This is a genomic window from Kitasatospora sp. NPDC048239 (assembly GCF_043202015.1).
Lineage (GTDB): Bacteria > Actinomycetota > Actinomycetes > Streptomycetales > Streptomycetaceae > Kitasatospora.
In genome coordinates, this window is the sequence record NZ_JBICZP010000003.1 from 117,544 (window position 1) to 138,891 (window position 21,348).

17 protein-coding genes and 1 tRNA gene are annotated in these 21,348 nt (G+C 73.8%); 7 read left to right on the forward strand and 11 right to left on the reverse strand.

What is annotated here, in order from left to right:
* Positions 1-2 precede the first annotated feature (2 nt).
* Both ACGFZP_RS08325 and ACGFZP_RS08330 read right to left on the reverse strand, forming a co-directional pair.
* Positions 3-1,088: an alpha/beta hydrolase family protein gene (locus ACGFZP_RS08325; protein WP_392929904.1), complete on the reverse strand. Its 1,086-nt coding sequence runs from the start codon at positions 1,086-1,088 to the stop codon at positions 3-5.
* Positions 1,089-1,157: 69 nt separating this feature from the next.
* Positions 1,158-2,120, reverse strand: coding sequence for a zinc-binding dehydrogenase (locus ACGFZP_RS08330; RefSeq protein WP_392929906.1), 963 nt, complete (start codon positions 2,118-2,120; stop codon positions 1,158-1,160).
* Between the two features lie 137 nt (positions 2,121-2,257).
* On the opposite strand from ACGFZP_RS08330, the gene ACGFZP_RS08335 reads away from it, so the two are divergent.
* The 3 genes from ACGFZP_RS08335 (at position 2,258) to ACGFZP_RS08345 (ending at position 4,855) form a co-directional block, all read left to right on the forward strand.
* A complete protein-coding gene (locus ACGFZP_RS08335; protein ID WP_392929908.1) occupies positions 2,258-3,250 on the forward strand; it encodes a LysR family transcriptional regulator in 993 nt (330 codons plus the stop codon).
* A 103-nt stretch (positions 3,251-3,353) separates the two neighbouring features.
* A complete protein-coding gene (locus tag ACGFZP_RS08340) occupies positions 3,354-4,127 on the forward strand; it encodes a copper homeostasis protein CutC (protein ID WP_392929910.1) in 774 nt (257 codons plus the stop codon).
* Between the two features lie 50 nt (positions 4,128-4,177).
* On the forward strand, positions 4,178-4,855 hold the full coding sequence (locus ACGFZP_RS08345; protein ID WP_392929912.1) for a response regulator transcription factor: 678 nt from the start codon (positions 4,178-4,180) through the stop codon (positions 4,853-4,855).
* Here the strand turns inward: ACGFZP_RS08345 and ACGFZP_RS08350 are convergent.
* The 5 genes from ACGFZP_RS08350 to ACGFZP_RS08370 form a co-directional block, all read right to left on the reverse strand.
* Complete coding sequence (locus tag ACGFZP_RS08350; RefSeq protein ID WP_392929914.1) at positions 4,807-5,709, reverse strand: NAD-dependent epimerase/dehydratase family protein; 903 nt, start codon at positions 5,707-5,709, stop codon at positions 4,807-4,809. The genes ACGFZP_RS08345 and ACGFZP_RS08350 overlap by 49 nt on opposite strands.
* The gene (locus tag ACGFZP_RS08355; protein WP_392929916.1) at positions 5,710-7,134 is read right to left on the reverse strand and encodes a UDP-glucose dehydrogenase family protein; all 1,425 of its coding nucleotides are present in this window, start codon (positions 7,132-7,134) and stop codon (positions 5,710-5,712) included.
* Between the two features lie 131 nt (positions 7,135-7,265).
* Positions 7,266-8,384 (reverse strand): Gfo/Idh/MocA family protein, encoded by a 1,119-nt coding sequence (locus ACGFZP_RS08360; protein ID WP_392931001.1) that lies wholly within the window; start codon positions 8,382-8,384, stop codon positions 7,266-7,268.
* Between the two features lie 5 nt (positions 8,385-8,389).
* A complete protein-coding gene (locus ACGFZP_RS08365; RefSeq protein ID WP_392929917.1) occupies positions 8,390-9,175 on the reverse strand; it encodes a protein phosphatase 2C domain-containing protein in 786 nt (261 codons plus the stop codon).
* Positions 9,172-11,169 carry an NAD-dependent epimerase/dehydratase family protein gene (locus ACGFZP_RS08370; protein WP_392929919.1) on the reverse strand — a complete coding sequence of 666 codons (1,998 nt, stop codon included), beginning with the start codon at positions 11,167-11,169 and terminating at the stop codon, positions 9,172-9,174. Before ACGFZP_RS08370 ends, ACGFZP_RS08365 begins: the two co-directional genes overlap by 4 nt.
* A 163-nt stretch (positions 11,170-11,332) precedes the next feature.
* Between ACGFZP_RS08370 and ACGFZP_RS08375 the strand changes: the two genes are divergently transcribed.
* Both ACGFZP_RS08375 and ACGFZP_RS08380 read left to right on the forward strand, forming a co-directional pair.
* On the forward strand, positions 11,333-12,634 hold the full coding sequence (locus ACGFZP_RS08375; RefSeq protein WP_392929921.1) for an MFS transporter: 1,302 nt from the start codon (positions 11,333-11,335) through the stop codon (positions 12,632-12,634).
* The gene (locus ACGFZP_RS08380) at positions 12,631-13,176 is read left to right on the forward strand and encodes a VOC family protein (RefSeq protein ID WP_392929923.1); all 546 of its coding nucleotides are present in this window, start codon (positions 12,631-12,633) and stop codon (positions 13,174-13,176) included. Before ACGFZP_RS08375 ends, ACGFZP_RS08380 begins: the two co-directional genes overlap by 4 nt.
* 100 nt (positions 13,177-13,276) lie before the next feature.
* Here the strand turns inward: ACGFZP_RS08380 and ACGFZP_RS08385 are convergent, their stop codons facing one another.
* Both ACGFZP_RS08385 and ACGFZP_RS08390 read right to left on the reverse strand, forming a co-directional pair.
* Positions 13,277-14,197 carry a hypothetical protein gene (locus ACGFZP_RS08385; RefSeq protein ID WP_392929925.1) on the reverse strand — a complete coding sequence of 307 codons (921 nt, stop codon included), beginning with the start codon at positions 14,195-14,197 and terminating at the stop codon, positions 13,277-13,279.
* Positions 14,194-14,733, reverse strand: a complete 540-nt coding sequence (locus ACGFZP_RS08390; protein ID WP_392929927.1) for a SigE family RNA polymerase sigma factor — start codon at positions 14,731-14,733, stop codon at positions 14,194-14,196. The genes ACGFZP_RS08385 and ACGFZP_RS08390 overlap by 4 nt, the downstream gene beginning before the upstream one ends.
* 164 nt (positions 14,734-14,897) lie before the next feature.
* Between ACGFZP_RS08390 and hrpA the strand changes: the two genes are divergently transcribed.
* A complete protein-coding gene (gene hrpA / locus ACGFZP_RS08395) occupies positions 14,898-18,893 on the forward strand; it encodes an ATP-dependent RNA helicase HrpA (RefSeq protein ID WP_392929928.1) in 3,996 nt (1,331 codons plus the stop codon).
* Positions 18,894-19,007: 114 nt separating this feature from the next.
* Positions 19,008-19,081, forward strand: a tRNA-Asp gene (locus ACGFZP_RS08400).
* 378 nt (positions 19,082-19,459) lie between these two features.
* On the opposite strand, the gene bldC is transcribed toward ACGFZP_RS08400, so the two are convergent.
* Entirely contained in the window at positions 19,460-19,666 is a 207-nt protein-coding gene (gene bldC, locus ACGFZP_RS08405) for a developmental transcriptional regulator BldC (protein ID WP_014137253.1), read from the reverse strand.
* Positions 19,667-20,231: 565 nt separating this feature from the next.
* Positions 20,232-21,128, reverse strand: a complete 897-nt coding sequence (locus tag ACGFZP_RS08410) for a hypothetical protein (RefSeq protein ID WP_392929929.1) — start codon at positions 21,126-21,128, stop codon at positions 20,232-20,234.
* Positions 21,129-21,348 lie beyond the last annotated feature (220 nt).

Here is a 21,348-nt window from a genome sequence, read left to right on the forward strand (position 1 = left end):
GGTCAGTCGGCGGTGAGGTGCGCGGTGAGCCAGTCGGCGGTCGGGGGGAGCCAGTCGGCGGTGGCGTTGCCGAGGAGGTGGTTGCCGTGCGGGACGAGGAGGTACTCGGCGTGCGGGGCGTGGCGGGCCAGCGGTTCGCCGTCGGTGGCGCCGGGGATGCCGTCCTCGCCGCCGTCGACGACCAGCAGGGGGCCGGGGATCAGCGGGGCGGTGGCGGTCAGGTCGACCCGGTCGGCGAAGGCGCGGGCCGCGGCGGTGTCGCCGCCGCAGCGCTGGGCGAGGGTGGCGGTGACGAAGGGGACCAGTGCGGGCCAGTCGAGCCGGTAGGGGCCGCTGACGGTCGCGGTGGCGCGGACGCGGGGCTCGTGGGCGGCGGCCATCGCGGCGTAGTAGCCGCCGAGGCTGAGGCCGATCACACCGATGCGGGTGGCGTCGACGTCCTCGCGGGCGGCCAGCGCGTCGATGACCCGGGCGACCACGCGGTGGTAGTCCGGTTCGACCGGTGTGGTGGCGGCGAGGACGCCCTGGCCGGGGCCGTCGATGGCGAGCGCCGCGACCCCGCGGGCGAGCAGTGCCTCGGTGACGCCGTGGAACTCCTCCTTCCCGGAGTCCATGCCGGGGACGACGATCACCACCGCGGGGCGGGCCGCCCCGGCCGGGCGGCGGAGCCAGCCGGCGTAGGTGTCGCCCTCGATCCGTTCGGCCGCCTGGTCCAGCCGGGCCAGCGCGCGGCGCATCGCCTCGTCCGCCTCGGTGGCGGCCTCGGCCGCCGCGGCGCGGTCGGGGTGCGGGATGAGGGCGGCGAAGTGGAACCAGCGGGCGGCCCTGCGGTAGGCCTCGCCGGCGGTCACCGTCCGGCCCTCGGCGTCGGCCAGGTCGGCGGCGGCGAGGTGCCGCCGACCGGCCTGGCGGCAGGCCTCCGGCCAGTCCGTCGCGGAGGCGAGCGGCGCGGTGACCCGGCTGTACTCGTGCGGGTCCAGCCCGGCGCCGGTGGCTCGGGGGCGGGTCTCCTCGACGAAGGCCTGGAGGAATCCGGGGAGGTCGAGGAAGGAGAGGTCGGGCGGGGAGAGGCCGGGCGAGGTGGTCATCGGGGGAAGCCTTCGTCGGTGGTGTGCGGACAGGGGTTCACGAGGGTCGACGGAGCGAGGGCCACGGGCTCACGCGCTCACCGTCAGGACGGCCTTGCCGCGGATCCGGCGCTCCCTCAGGTCGGTGAGGACGGCGGCGGTCTCCGCCCAGGGGGCGATCCGGCCGATCTCCGGGGTCAGCCGCCCCTCCCCCACCAGGCGGACCAGCGTGGCGAGGTCCGCCCCGTAGCCAACGCCGCGGCCCGCCCCGTGGCCCGCCTCGGAGTCCGCGTAGTGGAAGTGCCGCAGGGTGGCCGACTCCGGGCCCTTGAAGAAGTCGAAGAAGTCCAGCGTGGCGGGCGTCCGGGAGGCCTGCCCGAACCAGATCAGCGTGCCGCGCCGGGCCAGCCGGGACAGCGCCACCGGCAGGCCGGCGCCGCCCGTCGACTCCAGCACCAGGTCGTACGGGCCGCGCGCCGCGCCGATCTCGTGGACGACCGCGGCCGCGCCCAGCTCGGTCAGCCGTCGGCCGCGCTCCGCCGAGGCGGTGACGGCGGTGACCTCGGCGCCCGCGGCCGACGCCAGCTCGGTGACGTAGTGGCCGACGCCCCCGGAGGCCCCGGTCAGCAGCACCCGCCGACCGGCCAGCGCGCCGGCCGTCCGCAGCAGCCGCAGCGCGGTGAGCCCGGCCAGCGGGAGCGCGGCCGCCCGGACGCTGTCGAGCGAGTCGGGGAGCTCGGCCAGCGAGTCGGTGGGGACGCACACGTACTCGGCCCAGCCCCCGGCCGGCGGGTGGCCGACCACCCGCCGGCACACCGCCGGGCCGGAGCCGTCCGCCGCGGCCTGGACGACCAGTCCGGCGATGTCCTTGCCGGGCCGCCAGCCCGGCTTCGGCGCCTCCAGCTGGAAGGTCTCGCCGCGGTTCACCGAGAACGCCTCGACCTTCACCAGGGCCTCGCCGGGCCCGGGCCGGGGCTGGTCGACCTCCGCGAACCCGACCTCCGCGAACCCGACCGCCGCAGCGGGCCGACCGGTCGGTGTCAGCGCCTTCATACCCACTCCTTGGTCCGTCGTCGGCCGGGGCGCCACAAGCCCCGCCGGGCGCCCAGCACACCCCGCCCCGCCTGCGGCGGTCCAACAACCCCCGTTCCGCTGCGACAACCGGGGGTTGTCGCCTATGGTGAACGGCCATGGATCTTGATCTCGCCCAGGTCCGGGCCTTCACGGTGGCCGCCGAGGAGCTGCACTTCGGGCACGCCGCACGACGGCTGTCGATCAGCCAACAGGCGCTGTCCAAGCGGATCGCCCGCCTGGAGGCGGTGCTCGGCGCCCGACTGCTGGACCGCGACGGTCGCGGCACCGGGCTGACCGAGGCCGGACGCCGCTTCCTGGAGCCGGCCCTGCGGCTGCTCGCCCAGGGGGAGGCCGCGCTGGCGGCGGTGGCCTGCGTGCGGCGCCCGCTGCGCATCGACGTCTGGGGGCACCTGTACGCACCGATGCGGACCGTCGCGCAGGCCGTCGAGGGCGCCCCCGGACTGGAGGTGGAGCCGGTCCCCGGCCGGGACCTCCCCTCGGTGGCCGCCGCCCTGCTGCGCGGCGGGACGGATGCCGGGTTCGGCCGGGTCCACCCGCTGCCCGGCGGCCTCGGCGAGGGGCTGACCCACCGCCTGGTCCGGCTGGAGCCGGTCGACGCGCTGCTGAGCACCGACCACCCGCTGGCGGACCGCCCGTCGCTGCGCCCGGCGGACCTGCGCGAGGGCGGCGGCGCGCTGCGGTATCCGGCCGCGGTGGACCGGCTGGACTTCCTGACCCGGTTCGCCGACCAGTTCGGGATCTCGGACCGGGTGGGCTCGGTCAACCTGGGGCTGGAGCACTTCGTGGAGCGGGTGCGGGCGGACCAGGGCTGCTTCTCCCTCGTCCCCGCGGACTGCCCGCTGCCGGACCTGCCCGGGGTGCGGACCGTCCCGCTGGTCGGCCCGACCCCGCTCTACGCCTGGTCGCTGCTCTGGCGCGAGGAGCCCCTGCCGGCGGCCGACCCCCGCCGGCCCACCGAACGCCACCACCCGCTGCTGGAACAGCTGTTGCGGGCCTTCGGCGAGGAGGCCCGGCGCAACCGCTGGCTGGAGTACGACCCGGCGCGCGACTGGCTGCCGGAGGCCGACCAGGCGGCACTGGAGGCCTGAACCCGAACGCGGCCGTCCGGATGTCGTTCGCGCGCGTCCGGCGCACACGGACTTCTCGTGTGAACACGTCAGTTCCCTTCAGGGGCTGTGCAATGCTCTTCTCATGTCTAGACCAATGCTCGAAGTGATCGCGTTGGACGCGCTGGACGCCCGGGCAGCAGCGCTCGGGGGTGCCGACCGGATCGAACTGGTGCAGGACATGGCGAAGTGGGGGCTGACACCGTCGCCGGAGGCGGTGCGGGAGGTGCGCGCGGCGGTGGACCTGCCGGTCCGGGTCATGCTGCGCGAGGCGGCCGGATTCGCCGCGGGGGACGTGGAGTTGCTCCGGGCACAGGCCCGGGCGCTGCTCCGGGCGGGCGCCGAGGAGTTCGTCCTCGGCTTCCTCACCCCGGACGGCGCGGTCGACCTGCCCGCCGTCGAGGCCGTCCTGGAGGTGCTGGACGGCCGCCCGTGGACCTTCCACAAGGCCATCGACTTCGCCGCCGACCGCACCGCGGCCTGGGCCGCCGTCACCGGCCTGCCCGGACTCGACTCGGTGCTCAGCTCCGGCGGGCCGCAGGGCGTCGAGGAGGGTCTCGCCACCCTGCTCGCCGAGAACCGAAGACTCGGCGCCCAGCGAAGAGCAGGCGACGACCCGAACGCAGGTGAGGGCCGCACAGCAGCCGACGGCCCGAGCGCAGCCGACCGCCCGAGAACCCCCACCCCCCGCCTGATCGCCGGCGGGACCTTGCGCGAGCCGCACGTCGCACCGTTGCGTGCGGGCGGCCTGGACGCCTTCCACGTCGGCACCCGGGCCCGCCCGCACGGCAGTTGGGACCACCCCGTCGACCAGGCCGCGGTGCGGCACTGGCGGGAGCTGCTGGCGGGCGTGTCGTGAACGATCCGGGGGGACAGCACGCGAAGGACCGGCCGAGGGACCGCCTCTCGGTGACGGTCGTCGCCGAGAGCGAGCTGCACCGGCACGGCATCGCCGGCATGCTCGGCGGGCTGCCGCTGGTGGCCGAGGCCTCGACCAGGCCACCGGAGCGGATCGGGGCGCCCGCCGAGCTGTGGAGCGCGGACGTGGTGGCGCTGGTCTGCGTCGACGAGGTCGCGCCGTGGACCAGGTCGGTGCTGGCCGCCCCGCGCGGCGACGGCCGGCTCCTGGTCCTGCTCGACGCCGCCGCCGCACGCAGCCCGCACATCTGGGACACCGCCCGGGTGGACGGCTTCCTGCCCCTGGAGCAGGTCACCACCCCGCTGCTGGAGGACTCGCTGCGCCGCCTGGTGCTGCGCCGCGCCCCCGCCCCGGCGCAGGGGCGGCCCGGCCCCAGGGTCCCGTACCAGCGCGGCAGCCTGCCGGGGGTGGCCGGCGGGGCGCTGACCGAACGGGAGCGGCAGACACTCGGGCTGCTGGTGGAGGGCCTGAGCAACAAGGAGATCGCCACCCGGCTCGGCATCTCGGTACACGGCGCGAAGCGCCATGTGACCATGGTGCTGGCCAAACTCAACTGCCCCAACCGGACGTTGGCGGTGGCGATCGCCCTGCGCTACGGAATCGTGGACCCGGTCGGCGCTCAGGACACCGAGACCGGCCTGCGGGTCGCGACAAACTCCGCGATGTAGTCGCGCAGCGAGATCTTCGGATCCCAGCCGAGCTCCCTGGAGCGGGAGTTGTCCGCCCGACCACTGGCGCGCTCACCCCGGCGGGACGGGATCATGGCGATCTCCCCGCCGAACATCCCTGCCACCTCGACCAGTTGGAACTCCTCTCCCCGGCCCAGCAGGTAACCGTCCCCGGAGCCGCGCTCCGCGCACAGCAACAGGCCCTCGACGATGTCGTCGATGTGGGTGAAGTCGCGGCTCTGGGTGCCCGGTTCGACCACGGTGAGGGGCAGACCGGCCCGGTACTGCTGCTCGAAGATGCCGATCACGGTGGCGTACGAACCGGTGGCGATCTGACCGGGCCCGTACACGTTGTAGAAGTACGTGATGACGTGGTCCAGGCCGAACCAGTCCGCGGTGTTGCGGATGTACTCGATGTTCTTGGCCTTGGTCCAGGCGTACGGGTTGAGGTGCTCGTCCCGGCCGTCGTTGCCGAACTTCGAACTGGAGCCCGCGTACACCAGCTTGGCGCCGTGCAGCCGGCAGAACCGGACCACCTCCTTGGTGCCGTGCAGGTTGAACTCCCAAACCCGGTCCGGCTCTTCGAAGGACTGCGGGATCCGCGAGTACTCGCCCAGGTGGTACACCACCGCGGGCGCCGGCAGGCCGCGCTCCGACCAGAGGGCGACCACGTCGACGGTGTCGCCGTACAGGTAGCGCACCCGGGGGTGGTCGACGTGCCGCTCGGGCGAGCCGGTGAAGTAGTTGTCCACCGAGACGATCTCCGCGTGCGGCTCGGCCGCCACCAGGCTGCGGATCAGCCGGCCGCCGACGAAGCCGGCCCCTCCGGTCACCAGGATCAGTTTCTCGGCCACTCAGGCCACCTCCTTCCAGCCGAGGCCGCGGTACGTCCAGCCGGCCGCGCCCCAGGCGCCCCGGTCCAGGCAGTTGCGGCCGTCGATCACGATCCGTCCGTTGACCAGGCGCGCCAGCGCGGCCGGGTCGGCCTCCCGGAACTCCTGCCACTCGGTCAGCACGCAGACCAGGTCGGCGCCCGCGCAGGCCTGCTCCAGGCGTTCGGCGTAGCCGAGTTCGGGGTGGCTGCGCCGGGCGTTGGCCCCGCCCAGCGGGTCGTACACCCGCACCTGGGCGCCGGCGCCGTGCAGCAGTCGGGCGACCGCCAGCGCCGGGGCGTCCCGGACGTCGTCCGAGTCCGGCTTGAAGGTGGCGCCGAGAACGGCGATCCGGGTACCGGTCAGCTCCGGCCCCGCCGGGCCGGCCACGCAGTCCAACAGCTCCCCCGCCAGCTGCAGAACGCGCTCCCGGCGCCGCTGGTTGATCAGGTCCACCTCGTGCAGGAAGCGCACGGCCGCCCCGGCGCCCAGCTGCTCGGCGCGGGACTGCAGGGCCCGGATGTCCTTGGGCAGGCAGCCCCCGCCGAAGCCGACCCCGGCCCGCAGGAAGTGCGGGCCGATCCGCTCGTCGTGGCCGAGCGCCTCGGCCAGCCGGGCGACGTCCGCGCCGGCCGCCTCGCACAGTTCGGCCATCGCGTTGATGAACGAGATCTTGGTGGCCAGGAAGGCGTTGGCGGCCGTCTTGACCAGCTCGGCGGTGGCGAAGTCGGTCTCCAGGACCGGGATTTCGCGCCCCTCGCGGGCGGCCAGCTCGTGCACCCCGCGGTGCACCCGGTCGAGTGTCCGGCGGGCCCATTCGCCGCGCGCGCCGACCACGATCCGGTCCGGGCGCAGCACGTCGTCCACGGCGTGCCCCTCCTGGAGGAACTCCGGGCACCAGGCGACCTCGGCGTCCGCGTCGTCCGGGACGTGCTTGCGCAGCAGCCGCTCGATCCACTCCGCGGTGCCCACCGGGACGGTCGACTTGCCGACCAGCAGCGTCCGCCCGTGCAGGTGCGGGGCGATGGCCTGGACGGCGGCGGCGACCTGGCCGAGGTCGGCGCCGCCGTCGGGGCGCTGCGGGGTGCCGACGCAGAGGAAGTGCACGTCGGCCCCGGCCGCGGCGACCGCCGGGTCGGTGGTGAACCGCAGCCGCCCGGAGTCCAGTCCGCGCCGGACGAGTTCGGCGAGACCCGGTTCGTGGAACGGCAGTTGGCCGGCGGCGAGCGCGGCGACCTTCACCGGGTCGACGTCCAGGCCGATCACCTGGTGGCCGAGTTCGGCGTAGCAGGCCGCGTAGGTGGTGCCGAGGTAGCCGGTGCCGAGGAAGGACAGCCTCGGCGGCTCCCGGTCGGCGGGCGCCGCCGGGCCCGGTAGGCCGGACTCCAACAGGCCGGACTCCGACACCGGGGACTCCGACTCCGGGGACTCCGCTACCCGGGACCCCGGTTCACGGGCTTCCGGTCCACCGGGCGCCGACGGTCCGGGCGTCCGGGGACGGGACGCCGTTGTCTCAGGCGGTGACATCTCTTCTCTCCTCACTGCTGCTCTCCCCCGGCCCACGGCATCGGTGGCACGGGCGCGAAGGTGGTGGTGGGTCTGATGACGGCTCCCGGGCCCGCCGCGGAGATCGCCAGGGTGAGCTCCAGGACGTGCAGGGCGTGGTCCAGCGGCAGCCGGGAGGGCCGACCGTCCTCGGCCGCGGCGGCGAGTTCGGCGACGCCGCGCGCGAAGTCCATGTCGTGCGTGCCGGGGTAGCGGTGCGGCCGCTCCGGGCCGGGCACCGGCGGGACCGGCTGCGGCCCGCCGTCCGGGTGCCGGCTCACGGTGACGGGTGAGTCGTACTGCCAGGAGTCGGCGACGTGCAGGACGCCCTCGTCGCCGATCACCCGCAGCGAGTAGTCCTTGGGCGCGTGGATGCTGGTGGTCAGCCGGGCGGTGACGCCCTGCTCGAAGCCCAGCACGGCCAGCGAGAAGTCCGGCGCGAGCGCGGTGCCCGCCGGGACGTGCGGGTTGGGCGCCACCAGGGCGGAGTAGGCGACCAGTTCGCGGACCGGGCCGAAGAACGCGGTCAGCCAGGTCAGCCAGTACCCGGCGTGCTCGACGGTGCAGCCGGTCTCGAACTCGTCCTGGTACGGCCACGGCGCCCCGGACGGGCTGATCCACTCGTGGAACGGCATCCGCAGGATCGGGCCGTCGTCCAGTTCGGCGTAGACCAGCCGGGGGGTGCCGATCCGGCCCTCGCGCAGCGCCCGCCAGGCGGTCTGGGCGGCGCCGCCGAGCAGTCCGCAGGGTGCGGAGGCGAGTTGGAGGCCGCGCTCGGCGGCGAGGGCGGCCAGCTCCCGGGCCCGGTCGAGGTCGGTCGCCAGCGGCTTCTCGACATAGACGTGCTTGCCGGCCAGCAGGGCGGCCCGGGTGACCTCGTAGTGGCTCTCCGGGTTGGTCAGGTTGACCACGGCCCGGACGGCGGGGTCGGCGAGCAGCTCGGCGGCCGTCCGGTAGCCGGGGACGCCGTGGCAGGCGGTGAAGGCGGCGGTCCGGGCCGGGTCGCGGTCGTACACCCCGATCAGCCGCAGGGACGGGTGGTTGGGCAGGGTCGCCGCGTACAGGTCGGCGACGTAGCCGCAGCCGATGACGGCGATGCCGAAGGGGACCATTGCGTTCACGGCCTCTCGTGGCTCTCGAAGCGGCAGAGCACGGCGGTGGCGTCGTCCTGGTGCTTGCCGGGGTAGCGGCCGGGGGCGGTGCGCAGTTCGGCGGCGCGGACCCGCTCGACCAGCTGCACCGGGCCCTCCCGCTCCAGCAGCTCCAGCAGGTCGGGCCAGCCGCAGCCGTACCGTTCGGCCAGCCGGGCGGCGCCGTCGGTGAGCAGTGCGGCGGTGCCGAGCCCGGCCACCGGGAGGCTGCCGGCCAGGGCGTGCCAGGCGGCCTCCGGCCTGGGACCGGCCACCCAGAAGCCGCCGGGCCGGTTGCGGTGGCGGCGCAGCTCCGCCCAGGGCAGGTGGATCAGGCGTTCCAGGCGGTCGTCGGTGACGACCTGGACGGCCCCGGAGCGGTCCCGCAGCGCCACGGTGGAGTCGCCCAGGACGAGGTGCTCGACGGTGTCCCCGGCGAGCCTCAGCAGGGCGAGGGTGGCGGTGGGGCTGCACGGGTTGTCCAGGTCGCAGGTGCGGCCGTGGTCGGCGGCCAGCTCGGCCAGCGCGTCGTGGAGCAGTTCGCGCAGCGGTACCCGGGCCTCGGGGTCGTGCAGCAGGGCGCGGGCGAGGCGGGTGCCGACCTCGGCGACCAGCCAGCGGACGTCGTGGCCGCAGCCGGTGCTGGCGCCGGGTTCGGCGGTCGCGCCGTCCAGGACGAGGGCGAACTGCGGTCCGGTCAGCGCCAGGTCCTCGTTGGCTCCGCCGGGGGTGGCGATGCTGGCGGCCTCGGTGGAGAGCGGGGTGGTGGTCACTCGGCACCCCCGGCGGAGCGCGGCTCGGCCTCGTAGGCCAGCCACTGGGACCAGGCACGCAGGCCGTCGACCAGCCGGGTGCCCGGCTGCCAGCCGAGTACCGCCGCGGCGGCCTCGGTCGAGCGGACCGGGTCCTCCTCGACCTGCCCGTCGGCGGCGTCGTGACCGCCGGCGGCGTCCTGACCGCCGGGCGGGGCCGCCTCCACGGGCACCGGCCGGACGGCCGCGGAGGCCGCCTCGGCGAGCTCGACGGCGGTCAGCGCCCGCGTCCCGCAGACGTCCAGCAGCCCCGTCACGGCGGCCTCAGGTGCCCCCGGTACGGCGTCCAACGCCCCCGACACGGCAGGCAGTCGCAGCGCGCGGTCCACCGCCTCGGCGAGGTCGTCCACGAAGACGGGCTGCCAGCGCCGCCCCGACCGGGCGTCCGGGCGGATCGGCCGGGCGAGCAGCGACTGGCGCACGGCCTGCTCCAGCACCGAGCCGTCCTGGATGCCGGGCCCGTAGACCAGGCCGGGCCTCAGCACGGTCGTCCCCGCGACCTCGGCCGGGCCGACCAGCACCGATCCGGCGACACCGGCCGCGGCCGCGGCGTCCGCCGTGGCCCGGACGCCCGCCACGAGCGCACCCCCATCGAGCGCACCCCCATCGAGCGCCGCCGACCCACCGCCCGCCACCTGCAGCAGGGCCGTGGCGCCCGCCAGGCCCGTGCCGGGCTCGGCCGCCGTCACGCCCGGGTAGTCGGACCGGTCCGCACCCCACAGCGTGACGTCCCAGTCCCCGTCCGCGAGGATCCGGGCCAGCGCCCCGGCCAACTCCCGTCCATCCTGGCCACCTTGGCCGGTGATCACCACCCGCCGGTCCCGGGCCGGCCGCACCGGCCCGCCGCCGCCCGCGTCCGGCGCGCACCCCGCGCCGACCGCCAGCCCCTCGGCATAGGCGCTCCGGGCCAGTTCCAGCAGCCCCGGCCGCAGCCGCGCCAGCCCGTCGTCGCCGAACCGGGTGCAGAGCCCCCCGGCACCGACCGTCCCGAGCGCCGACTCGGCGAGCGCACCGTCCGGTTCGGCGGCGGCCCGGCGGCGGGCGGCGGTGACCACCCCCATCAGCAGGGCGGTCTGCCAGTGCGCCTCCACCGTGGGCCGGTCGAGCTCGGCGAGCAGCCGGGCGGTGTGCGGCGTCGGCGCGGCGATCGACTCGCCGAGCCGCTTGCGCGACTCCGCCGGGTCGAGCCCGATCCGCCGCAGGTAGCGGTACGCCTCGATGCTGGCCCACCGGCCGTCCGCCAGCCGGGTGGCGACCTGCGCCCGGCCGTACTTGAAGAACGGGATCGCGTCCAACTCCGCCAGACCGCCGTCGAGTTCCCAGTCGGCACCGGCGGCCAGGGCGGCGAAGCAGGCCGAACGGCGCGGCCCGTGGCCGCCGTTGGCGTGCATGCTCGGTACGTCGGCGTGGTCGGCCAGGTTGGGCGCGGCCAGATAGGTCGGCACCCCGGCCGCGCGCAGGTAGCGGCTCATCACCACGTCGTCGGCCCAGGTCGCGCCGAACTCCCGGGCGTAGTCGGCGAACCCGGCGGCGACCGCCGCGGGCAGCAGCAGCACCACGGTCGGGGTGTACTCCGCGGTGGCCGGCGCCCAGCGGTGGCCGGACAGCACGGCCAGCCGGACGGCGGCGGCGTTGCGGGACTGCCAGTGCGTGTAGAAGGCGAGCGCGGCGGCGGGCGCCGCCCGCGCCGCGGCCCGGACGTGGTCGAAGAAACCGGGGGTGAGCACGGCATCGTCCTGGAGCACCAGCCGGTGGGTGGCCCCGGCCGGGACCGAGGACCAGGCCCGGACGGCCGTGCGCAGCCCGGTCGGCGGGCCGTCCGGCTCCGGGTCGAGCACCAGGTCCAGCTCCTCCGGCCGGCAGCGCCCGATCAGCTCCCGCGCCAGGTCGGCACGGCGCGGATGCGTCATCACCGCCCCGCTCACCCGCACCGCGTCCAGCCGTGCCGCGTCCATTCGGGGCTCCCCTCCGCCAGTACCTGCCGCTCGGTCAGGAGGGCGATGCTGACACGGTGGAAGCGGGCTGCGGCACGGCCGAAGCGGCGGTCGGCCGGGGTACCCGGTCGGGTACCACAGGCGTGTACAGACAGCCCCGGCCGGCGCCGGTTAGCTTCGGCCAATGCCTCGACTGACCAGGGACGCCACCACGTGGCTGCTCTACGCCCAGATCGCCGCGTACGGGTACTTCGTCTTCGGATTCGGCCCGCTCGTACCGCTGTTGCGCGACGAGCAGCACACCAGCCGCTTTGTCGCCAGCCTGCACGGCACGGCCTTCTCGGTGGCGATGCTGCTCTGCGCGCCGCTGTTCCCGCCGCTCGTCGCCCGGTTCGGCCGCGGCCGCACGCTCTGGGGGGCGATGGGCGGGGTGGCCGTCGGCTCGCTCTGCCTGGCACTCGCCCACGGCACCGCGCAGACGCTCGGCGCGACCCTGGTGACGGCCTTCTTCGGCTGCCTCACCCTGACCGCGATCTGGCCCTCGCTGAGCGATCACCACGGCGCGGCGGGACCGGCCGCGATCAGTGAGGCCAACGCCGCGATGTCCGGCATGGGCCTGCTGGCACCGTTGGTCATCGGCGCCTCGGTGAACGCGGACCTCGGCTGGCGGCCGGGCATCGCGCTGACCGCCGTCCTGGTCGGCGCCGTGTTCCTGCTCGGCCGCCTGCTGCGCGCGCCGCTGCCCTCGGCATCCGCGCCCGCCGACGCCCCGAGCGGCCCGGCCGACGCCGAGGCGCGGGCACCGGGCGGCCGCAGCCCCCGGCTCTTCCTCGCCGCCCTCGGGGTGATCGTCGCCGTGGCCGGGGTGGAGGTCTGCCTCACCCAGTGGCAGTCCGACTACCTGCGCGAACACGCCGGGGTGAGCGCCGCCGGGGCCACCGCGGCGGGCTCGGCGCTCGTGGTCGGCATCTTCGTCGGCCGGCTGTTCGGCGCCCGCTTCACGCTGCGGTTCCCGGCGCCCACCGTCCTGTTGGGCTCGCTGGGCGTCTCGGCGGTCGGCTTCGCGCTGTTCTGGGCCTCGACGAACCCCGCCATCGCGGTGACCGGCCTGGTGGTCTGCGGCCTCGGCATGGCGCTGCAGTTCCCGCTGGCCATCGTGCTGGTGCTGGCCACCGCCACCAACGGCGTCGACGCCGCGTCCTCCCGGATGGGCTACGCCTCCGGGACGGCCTTCGGGGTGGCCCCGATGCTGCTGGCCGCCGTCTCCGACCGGGTCAACCCCGGCGTGGGCTACCTGCTGATCCCGTTGCTGCTCGCCCTGGCGGCCGTCCTGACCGCCGCCATCCGCCGGGCCGAACCGCCCGCCACCGAGACCGCCACCGAGACCGCCACAAAGACCACCACAAAGACCCTCACCAAGCCCGCTGCCAAGCCCGGGTCCACCCCGGAGCCGGCCACGGGCCCGACCCCGGAGCTGCAGTCATGACCGACCCGGCCGCGACCTCGACCACCGCCCGGCCCACCCAGCCCGGCGAGCCCACCCAGCCCACCCAGCCCGGACTGCCCGGCCTGCTGGGCGCCCACCACGCCGCCTACACGGTGCCCGACCTGGACCAGGCCGTCGCCTTCTTCACCGCGGTGATCGGCGGCGAGGAGGTCTACCGGGCCGGACCGGTGGAGGACCAGGAGGGGGACTGGATGGCCCGGCACCTCGGCGTCCACCCGCGGGCCACCGCCGAGGTGGCGGTGGTCCGCCTCCCCGACGGCCTGGAGCTGGAGCTGTTCGAGTACCGGGCACCCGGCCAGCGCCGCGTCCTGCCGGCCAACAGCGACTGGGGCGGCCACCACCTGGCCCTGCGGGTCGCCGACGTGGACGCGGCCGCCGGACACCTGCGGGCGCTCGGCGTCCTGGTCCTCGGCGAACCCCAGACCATCGGCCCCGGCCACCCCGTCGCCGGCACCCGCTGGGTCTACTTCCTCGCCCCGTGGGGCATGCAGCTGGAGCTCTACGCCCCGCCCGCGCCGTGACCGCCGACCACTGACCACTGACCGCCCGCCCACCGCAGCCACGGTGACGACCCACCACACGCCCTGCCACACAACACGGCACCGACGGCCGGCAGGAGGTTCAGGCCAGCCAGCTGGTGTTGGTGCCCAGCAGCACGCCGTCCGCCCCGTAGACCTTGATCTTCCCGCCGTCCCGGCCCTCCCGCCGGGGGATCGCCACCCAGCGGACCGCCGAGTCCCCGACGGTGACCAGCGGCGGCTCGAAGGTGGTGCCGTCCGGCCAGGACGCCACCAGCTTCGCGGTGTCCCCGCCCACCTTCAGCAGCACCAGGTCCGGCGCACCGAGCATCGGCCCGGACGTCCCGCCCTTGGTCAGGGGGCCGATCGCGGTGCCCGTCAGGTTGCCGTGCCGGTCCGAGTCGTCCGCCGACCGCCCCTGCGGGGAGGGCGTGGTGTGGGTCGCGTCGACGGGCAGCCGACGGCCGTCCAGCGTGACGTAGAGGTTCACCACGTCCTCGCCCTGCCGCCAGTACTGCCGCACGAAGTCCTCGGTGGGCTCGGGCAGGTCCGAGCCGGCCGCGTGCTGGTCCTGCCAGATCAGCCCCGCCTGCCGCAACGCTTGGTCCTTCGCGGCGGCGGGCCAGAGCGCCGCCCAGGCCGTCCACGCCTTCCCGTTCGACGTGCCCTGGGCCAGCGTGACCCGGACCGGGGTGAACGGGTCCCTGGCGGCCGCCGTCACGGTGGCCGTGGCGGTCGGACCGATCCCCGGCGCCACCGCGGACGGCGCACCCGCCACCGTCACCGCGGTGACCCGCCCGGACCCGTTCGGACCGAGCGCGGCCACCCCGCCGGCCACCGCCACCACGGCCAGCGCCAACGCGCCCACCACGGCCGACCGGCGCCGCAGCCGCCGACGACGGCCCCCGGCCACCACCCGGTCGTAGGGCACCGGCCCGATCTCAAGCCCCTCCGCCAGCCCGGTCAGCCCCCGGGCCACCGCCTCGTCGCCGTCCGCCGTTCCGTACCCGTCCCGCTCGGTCATGCCGTGCCTCCGATCGTCGTCATTCCGGTCATCCCGGTGATCCCGGTGAGTGAGGTGGCGGAACGGAGCTTGGCGATCCCCTTGGAGGCCTGGCTCTTCACCGTCCCGACCGAGCAGCCCATGGCGGCCGCCACCTGGCTCTCGCTGAGGTCCTCCCAGTACCGCAGCACCACCGCCTGCCGCTGCCGCGCGGGCAGCGAGGCGAGCGCGGCCAGCAGCGCCGCCCGGTCGTCCAGCGCCCCGAACCCGTCCGGTCCGGCCTGCTCCGGCACCGCCGTGACCAGCTGTTCCGGTGCGCGGCGGCGAAACCTCCGGGCGTGTTCGTTGACCACGATCCGGCGCACGTAGGCGTGCGGATCATCGGCCCGGCGGACCCGTCCCCAGGCCGCGTAGGCCCGTTCCAGGGCCTGCTGGACCAGGTCCTCCGCCGAGTACCGGTCCCCCGCCAGCAGGTAGGCCGTGCGCAGCAGCCGTGGCCACGCGGTGCCGGTGAACGCGCGAAACTCCTCGTCCCGCTCGGTCTTCTGGGCTCCCATGAGCACCTCCTCTCCCCCTCAGAGCCCAGCGGCCCGCCGAACCGTTGCCCCGCCGGAAGACAGGCCCCCGGACGGCGTTCGCACATCCCCTCCCCCGGCTGTGACACTGGAGGGGCTCAAAAACCGAGGTGCACACCACCCCACCTCCTTGCGAACCTAGAGGGATGCCCGCAGTGAGTTCTCCCGCAGTCCAGTCCGCCGACGCCACCGGCAAGGACCCGGCCCAGGGTCCCGGCATCGGTGAGCTGGCCGCCCGCCTGCCCGAGCTGACCCTGCGCGACCAGGTCCGGATCGGCCGCCGGCTGGAGGGGGCCCGCCGGGTCCGCAAGCCCGAGGCCTGGCAGAAGGTCGCCGCCGACATCGCCGCCGACATCGAGCGCGCCGAGCTGCTGGTCGAACAGCGCCGGGCCGCCGTCCCCGCGATCACCTATCCCGCCGAGCTGCCGGTCAGCCAGAAGAAGGACGACATCCTCGCCGCCATCCGCGACCACCAGGTGGTGATCGTGGCGGGCGAGACCGGCTCCGGCAAGACCACCCAGATCCCCAAGATCTGTCTGGAGCTCGGCCGCGGCATCCGCGGCCTGGTCGGCCACACCCAGCCCCGCCGGATCGCCGCCCGCACCGTCGCCGAGCGCGTCGCCGAGGAGATGAACACCCCGCTCGGCGAGGCCGTCGGCTGGAAGGTCCGGTTCACCGACCAGGTCGGCCCGGACACCCTGGTCAAGCTGATGACGGACGGCATCCTGCTCGCCGAGATCCAGACCGACCGCGAGCTGCGCCAGTACGACACCCTGATCATCGACGAGGCGCACGAGCGCAGCCTCAACATCGACTTCATCCTCGGCTACGTCAAGCAGCTGCTGCCCCGCCGCCCGGACCTCAAGGTCGTCATCACCTCGGCGACCATCGACCCCGAGCGCTTCGCCCGCCACTTCGGCGACGCCCCGATCATCGAGGTCTCCGGCCGCACCTACCCGGTCGAGGTCCGCTACCGCCCGATCGTCGACGACGCCGAGGACGAGGAGTCCACGGACGTCGACCGGGACCGCGACCAGATCCAGGCGATCTGCGACGCCGCCGAGGAGCTGCAGGCCGAGGGCCCCGGCGACATCCTGGTCTTCCTCTCCGGCGAGCGCGAGATCCGCGACACCGCCGACGCGCTCGACAAGCTGAAACTGAAGTTCACCGAGGTCCTCCCGCTCTACGCCCGGCTCTCCTCCGCCGAGCAGCACAAGGTCTTCCAGCGCTCCGGCAGCCGCCGGATCGTGCTGGCCACCAACGTCGCCGAGACCTCCCTGACCGTCCCCGGCATCAAGTACGTGATCGACCCGGGCACCGCCCGGATCTCCCGCTACAGCCACCGCACCAAGGTCCAGCGCCTCCCGATCGAGGCGATCAGCCAGGCCAGCGCCAACCAGCGCAAGGGCCGCTGCGGCCGCACCTCGGACGGCATCTGCATCCGGCTGTACTCGGAGGAGGACTTCCTCTCCCGCCCCGAGTTCACCGACGCCGAGATCCTGCGCACCAACCTGGCCTCGGTCATCCTCCAGATGACCGCCGCCGGGCTCGGCGACATCGCCGCCTTCCCGTTCCTGGACCCGCCGGACTCCCGCAACATCAAGGACGGCGTCAGCCTGCTCCACGAGCTCGGGGCCCTCGACCCCGACGAGAAGGACGTCCGCAAGCGCCTCACCCCGCTCGGCCGCCAGCTGGCCCAGCTCCCGGTGGACCCCCGGATGGCCCGGATGGTCCTGGAGGCCGACCGCAACGGCTGCGTCCGCGACGTCATGGTGATCGCCGCCGCGCTCTCCATCCAGGACCCGCGCGAGCGCCCCACCGAGAAGCGCCAGGCCGCCGACGACCGGCACCGCCGCTTCCAGTCGGAGACCTCCGACTTCCTCTCCTACCTCGCCATGTGGCGCTACGTCAGGGAGCAGCAGAAGGAGCTCTCCTCCTCGGCGTTCCGCCGGATGTGCAAGGCCGAGTTCCTGAACTACCTGCGGATACGGGAGTGGCAGGACATCTACTCCCAGCTGCGCACGGTGGCCAAGCAGCTCGGGGTCACCATCGAGGAGCCGCACCCGGACGCGGAGCCGGACGCGGACCGGATCCACCAGTCGCTGCTGGCCGGCCTGCTCTCGCACATCGGGCTGTTCGACGTGGAGAAGCGCGAGTACGGCGGCGCGCGCGGCGCCCGCTTCGCCGTCTTCCCCGGCTCCGGCCTGTTCAAGAAGCCCCCGCGCTGGGTGATGTCCGCCGAGCTGGTGGAGACCTCCCGGCTCTGGGCCAGGATCAACGCCAAGATCGAGCCCGAGTGGGTCGAGCCGCTGGCCGGCCACCTGATCAAGCGCAGCTACAGCGAGCCGCACTGGGAGAAGAAGGCCGGCGCGGTGCTGGCCTACGAGAAGGTCACCCTCTACGGGATGCCGATCGTCGCCCAGCGCAAGATCAACTACGGCCGGATCGACCAGGAGCTCTGCCGCGAGCTGTTCATCCGCAACGCGCTGGTCGAGGGCGACTGGGAGACCCACCACCGGTTCTTCGCCGAGAACCGCAAGCTGCTCTCCGAGGTGGAGGAGCTGGAGAACCGGGCCCGGCGCCGCGACATCCTGGTCGACGACCAGACCCTGTTCGACTTCTACGACTCCCGGCTGCCCGAGGAGATCGTCTCCACCCGGCACTTCGACTCCTGGTGGAAGAAGGCCCGGCACGACCAGCCGGACCTGCTGAACTTCGAGAAGTCGATGCTGATCAACGACTCGGCGGACGGCGTCACCGAGGCGGACTACCCGGACTACTGGCAGCAGGGCAAGCTCCGCTTCAAGCTCACGTACCAGTTCGAACCGGGCAGCGACGCGGACGGCGTGACCGTCCACATCCCGCTCCCGGTCCTCAACCAGGTCACCGCCGAGGGCTTCGACTGGCAGATCCCGGGCCTGCGCGAGGAGCTGGTCACCGCCTACATCCGGGCCCTGCCCAAGGCGATCCGGCGCAACTTCGTCCCGGCCCCGGACTTCGCCCGGGCCGCACTGCGCCAGGTGAAGGACCGCCAGGAGCCCCTGCTGCCGACCCTGGAGCACATCCTCAAGCGGATGACGGCGATCACCATCCCGCCGGAGGCCTGGGACGACGAGCGGGTACCGGACCACCTGCGGGTGACGTTCCGGGTGGTCGACGGACGCAAGAAGCTCGCCGAGTCCAAGGACCTGGAGGACCTCCGGCTCCAGTTGAAGCCCAAGCTGAAGGAGACGCTCTCCTCGGCGGCCTCCGGCCAGGGCATCGAGCAGTCCGGGCTGACCGCCTGGCCGGTCGGCCTGCCGGTGCTCCAGCGCACCTTCGAGCAGCGCTCGCGGGGCCACTCGCTGCGCGCCTACCCGGCGCTGGTGGACGAGCGGGAGTCGGTGGGCATCCGGCTGTTCGACACCCCGCAGGCGCAGGCCCAGGCGATGTGGGAGGGCACCCGGCGGCTGCTGATGCTGAGCACCAACTCGCCGGCCAAGTCGATCCAGGGCCGGCTGGGCAACCAGGCCAAGCTGGCGCTCTCCTACAACCCGCACGGCTCGATCCCGGCCCTGTTCGAGGACGTGGTGGCCTGCGCCACCGACCGGCTGATGGCCTCGGCCGGCGGGCCCGCCTGGGACGAGGCGGCCTTCGGCAAGCTGCACGACAAGGTCCGGGCCGATCTGTACGAGCTCTCGGCGGACACCACGCTGAAGACGGCGACGGCGCTGATCGCCTTCCACAAGGCCTCGACCCGGCTCAAGGCGGTGAGCAGCCCGGTGCTGCTGAACGCCGTGAACGACATCCGGCTGCACCTGGCCTCGCTGGTGCACCCGGGCTTCGTCACCGAGAGCGGCTGGCAGCGGCTGCCGGACCTGAAGCGCTACCTGCTGGCGGTGGACCGCCGGCTGGAGGCGCTGCCGAACCACCCTCAGCGCGACACCCAGCAGCTGCTGAAGGTCCAGCAGGTCCAGCAGGCGTACGGCGAGCTGCTGGCGGAGGTGCCGGCCGGCCGGCAGCCCTCCCCGGAGGTCCTGGCGATCCGCTGGATGATCGAGGAGCTGCGGGTCAGCTTCTTCGCCCAGGGGCTGGGCACGCCGACCCCGGTCTCCGAGAAGCGGATCATGAAGGCGATGGAGGCGGCCCGGGCCGCGCTCTGAGCTGCGCGGGCGGTGCACGGGGCCCTCAGGAGCCGGTTCGACCTGGGGGCCCACCATGGGCTACGATCTGTCTTGTTCGCAGCGCACAGCAAAGCGAACGGATCGAAAATCTCTGGTCCTGTGGAGCAGTTGGTTAGCTCGCCACCCTGTCAAGGTGGAGGTCGCGGGTTCAAGTCCCGTCAGGATCGCCGTTGCCGAGAGGCCCGGAACCGTCTGGTTCCGGGCCTCTCTGCTTTTGGCCGGGTGCGCACTACCCCTGCATAGGTCTAGACCACAAGTGACCGTCCGTGTGACCGTCGTCACTTGCCTTTTCCTGAGAGCGACCGTCCGGCGCCCCCTCGCGACCCGTGCCAATTTAATATATAAAATTGCACTGCCATTCACAGTAAATCCCCCCCACCCCACAACCATCAAATCGTTATCCGGAGTTCAACATTCCGACCGACCGGCATGGAACGGGCGGTGAACCGGGCGATCTCCGGAGCCGTCCCGGGGCATGCAAAAGGGGCTGCTTACCGGACCCGGCGGAGTCCGGTAAGCAGCCCCTTTAAAGAGCCTCTGGCCTATCAGGCCTCGGTGCGCTGAGCCGGAATACCGGCCAGCAGAGCGCGAACCTCCGCCTCGCGATAGCGGCGGTGTCCACCAAGTGTGCGGATCGATGTGAGCTTGCCCGCCTTGGCCCAGCGGGTGACCGTCTTCGGGTCCACGCGGAACATGGTGGCGACCTCTGCCGGCGTCAGCAGCGGCTCAGCATCAGGGGTACGAGCGGTCATGAGCGGCCTCCTCGGGAGAACCGAACCAGGGCGGTTCTATCCTTCAAATTCTGCACCTTGGCCCGCGATGCCCGAAATGGCATAGACGGGCCGAGTCGGTTATAGGACGAACGGCTTGTCCTGGTGTCTACAACTACACCATCCGTCCAGCCCTATCGACCAAACCGCCAAAATTGACCCCTCACGGGTTCAAGGCCGACGGATGGCGATGGACCACCCCATAACGGGCAGTCACCTTATAGTGACATCTAGTTACGAGGGGACCAGACCCGCCGTTTCCCCGCAAAGCGCTCATCGAGTCCAGAACCACCCAAAAGGGGGCACGCTCATGTGAAGTTGGGCTGGTTGTCCCATTTTTGCACATAGGGGTAAGTTCGCGTCAACGGTGAGTAGTGTCACGTTCGATAGGTATTGACCCGAACCGGGACCTTGGTCATGAGGGTCGGGCCCAACGACCCTTCCAGTCTTACAAGTACCACCGACACCGGCTCCAGCCAGTGCTGACAGGGCCTCAGCGGCCCCCGGTGGCCCTCCCCGCGGCCCTCCTGGCAGCCCCCAGCCGCCGTCAGTTCGCCTGCCGCAGCGCCTGCACCCGCCGCCAGCGTCCCGTCAGCTCCTCGTAGGCCTGCACCGCGCCCGCCGAGTCCCCCGCCCGCAGCGCCTGCAGCCCCGCCTCCAGATCACCCGCCGAGCGGTCCTCCGCCAACAGCCCCGGCCCCAGCAGGTGCACCAGGCCCCCGTAGTCCAGTTCCACCAGCGAGCGCGGATGGAACTCCTCCAGCCACCGCCCGACCTGCTCCGCCCCGCGCACCAGCTCACCCTGCGGCAGGTGCTCGCGCAACACCCGGTAGCCGCGTGCCACCCGCCGGCGCGCCTGCGCCATCGGGGTCAGATAGAACAGCGCGGCCGCCGTCTCCCCCTTCTCCGCCCCGCCGGCCGGCACGAAGCAGCGGTCCTCCTCCCCGAACGGCAGGAACCACCGCACCGGCACCTCCCACCGGCTGGTCAGGATCCACGGCCGGGCGTCCGGGTGCTCCGCCCGCCAGCGCTCCCGGTCGGCCTCCGCGACCGCCCGGGTGGCCGGCGGCAGCGCGGTGTCCACCAGCGCCACCGGCGCCCCCGCCCGCAGCTCCTCCAGCGCCTGCCAGCTGCGCAGCCTGGTCGCCCACGGGCAGACGTACAGCACCCCGTCCACGGCCCGGACGAAGGCCCGCTCGCTCTCCCGCTCCGGCAGCGCCCGCGGCGTCCGCCCGACCAGCTCCGCCAGGGCCGCCCGCTGCTCCTCCAGCCCCGCCGCGGCCACCGCCTGCCCGGCCACCTCCGCGTCCGGGCCGCGCTCCGCCGCGTACGCCTGCCAACGCACCCGGTCCGGCTCCGGGTAGGCGGCCAGCGGCTCGTAGACCCGCAGGTGGGCGGCGTAGGGCGGCAGTACGGAGGTGCGCACGACGGTCACGTTCTGCATCGTCGCACGCACCACCGGTCCACCGGGAGGGCGCGGGCCCGGAACGGTTCGCGGGCGCACCCCCGCGGCCCTCGCGCCGCCTCCGTCTCACACTTCGGACAACCCGTACAAGCTCGTACAAGAGGGCAGATCGGCGACGCCCTCGCGACTACGCTTCGCCTTAGGCGCCCGCACCACAGCAGCGGGCCTCGGATACTGGAGTCACCACAGTGACCGACGT

Bases quoted from the DNA above. Each gene is read 5' to 3' on its own strand.
- ACGFZP_RS08360 (WP_392931001.1), bottom strand. From the start codon at position 8,384: ATGGTCCCCTTCGGCATCGCCGTCATCGGCTGCGGCTACGTCGCCGAC.
- ACGFZP_RS08375 (WP_392929921.1), top strand. From the start codon at position 11,333: ATGCCTCGACTGACCAGGGACGCCACCACGTGGCTGCTCTACGCCCAG.
- ACGFZP_RS08385 (WP_392929925.1), bottom strand. From the start codon at position 14,197: ATGACCGAGCGGGACGGGTACGGAACGGCGGACGGCGACGAGGCGGTG.
- ACGFZP_RS08340 (WP_392929910.1), top strand. From the start codon at position 3,354: ATGTCTAGACCAATGCTCGAAGTGATCGCGTTGGACGCGCTGGACGCC.
- ACGFZP_RS08325 (WP_392929904.1), bottom strand. From the start codon at position 1,088: ATGACCACCTCGCCCGGCCTCTCCCCGCCCGACCTCTCCTTCCTCGAC.
- ACGFZP_RS08390 (WP_392929927.1), bottom strand. From the start codon at position 14,733: ATGGGAGCCCAGAAGACCGAGCGGGACGAGGAGTTTCGCGCGTTCACC.
- ACGFZP_RS08410 (WP_392929929.1), bottom strand. From the start codon at position 21,128: ATGCAGAACGTGACCGTCGTGCGCACCTCCGTACTGCCGCCCTACGCC.
- bldC (WP_014137253.1), bottom strand. From the start codon at position 19,666: ATGACCGCTCGTACCCCTGATGCTGAGCCGCTGCTGACGCCGGCAGAG.
- ACGFZP_RS08335 (WP_392929908.1), top strand. From the start codon at position 2,258: ATGGATCTTGATCTCGCCCAGGTCCGGGCCTTCACGGTGGCCGCCGAG.
- hrpA (WP_392929928.1), top strand. From the start codon at position 14,898: ATGCCCGCAGTGAGTTCTCCCGCAGTCCAGTCCGCCGACGCCACCGGC.
- ACGFZP_RS08370 (WP_392929919.1), bottom strand. From the start codon at position 11,169: ATGGACGCGGCACGGCTGGACGCGGTGCGGGTGAGCGGGGCGGTGATG.
- ACGFZP_RS08380 (WP_392929923.1), top strand. From the start codon at position 12,631: ATGACCGACCCGGCCGCGACCTCGACCACCGCCCGGCCCACCCAGCCC.
- ACGFZP_RS08330 (WP_392929906.1), bottom strand. From the start codon at position 2,120: ATGAAGGCGCTGACACCGACCGGTCGGCCCGCTGCGGCGGTCGGGTTC.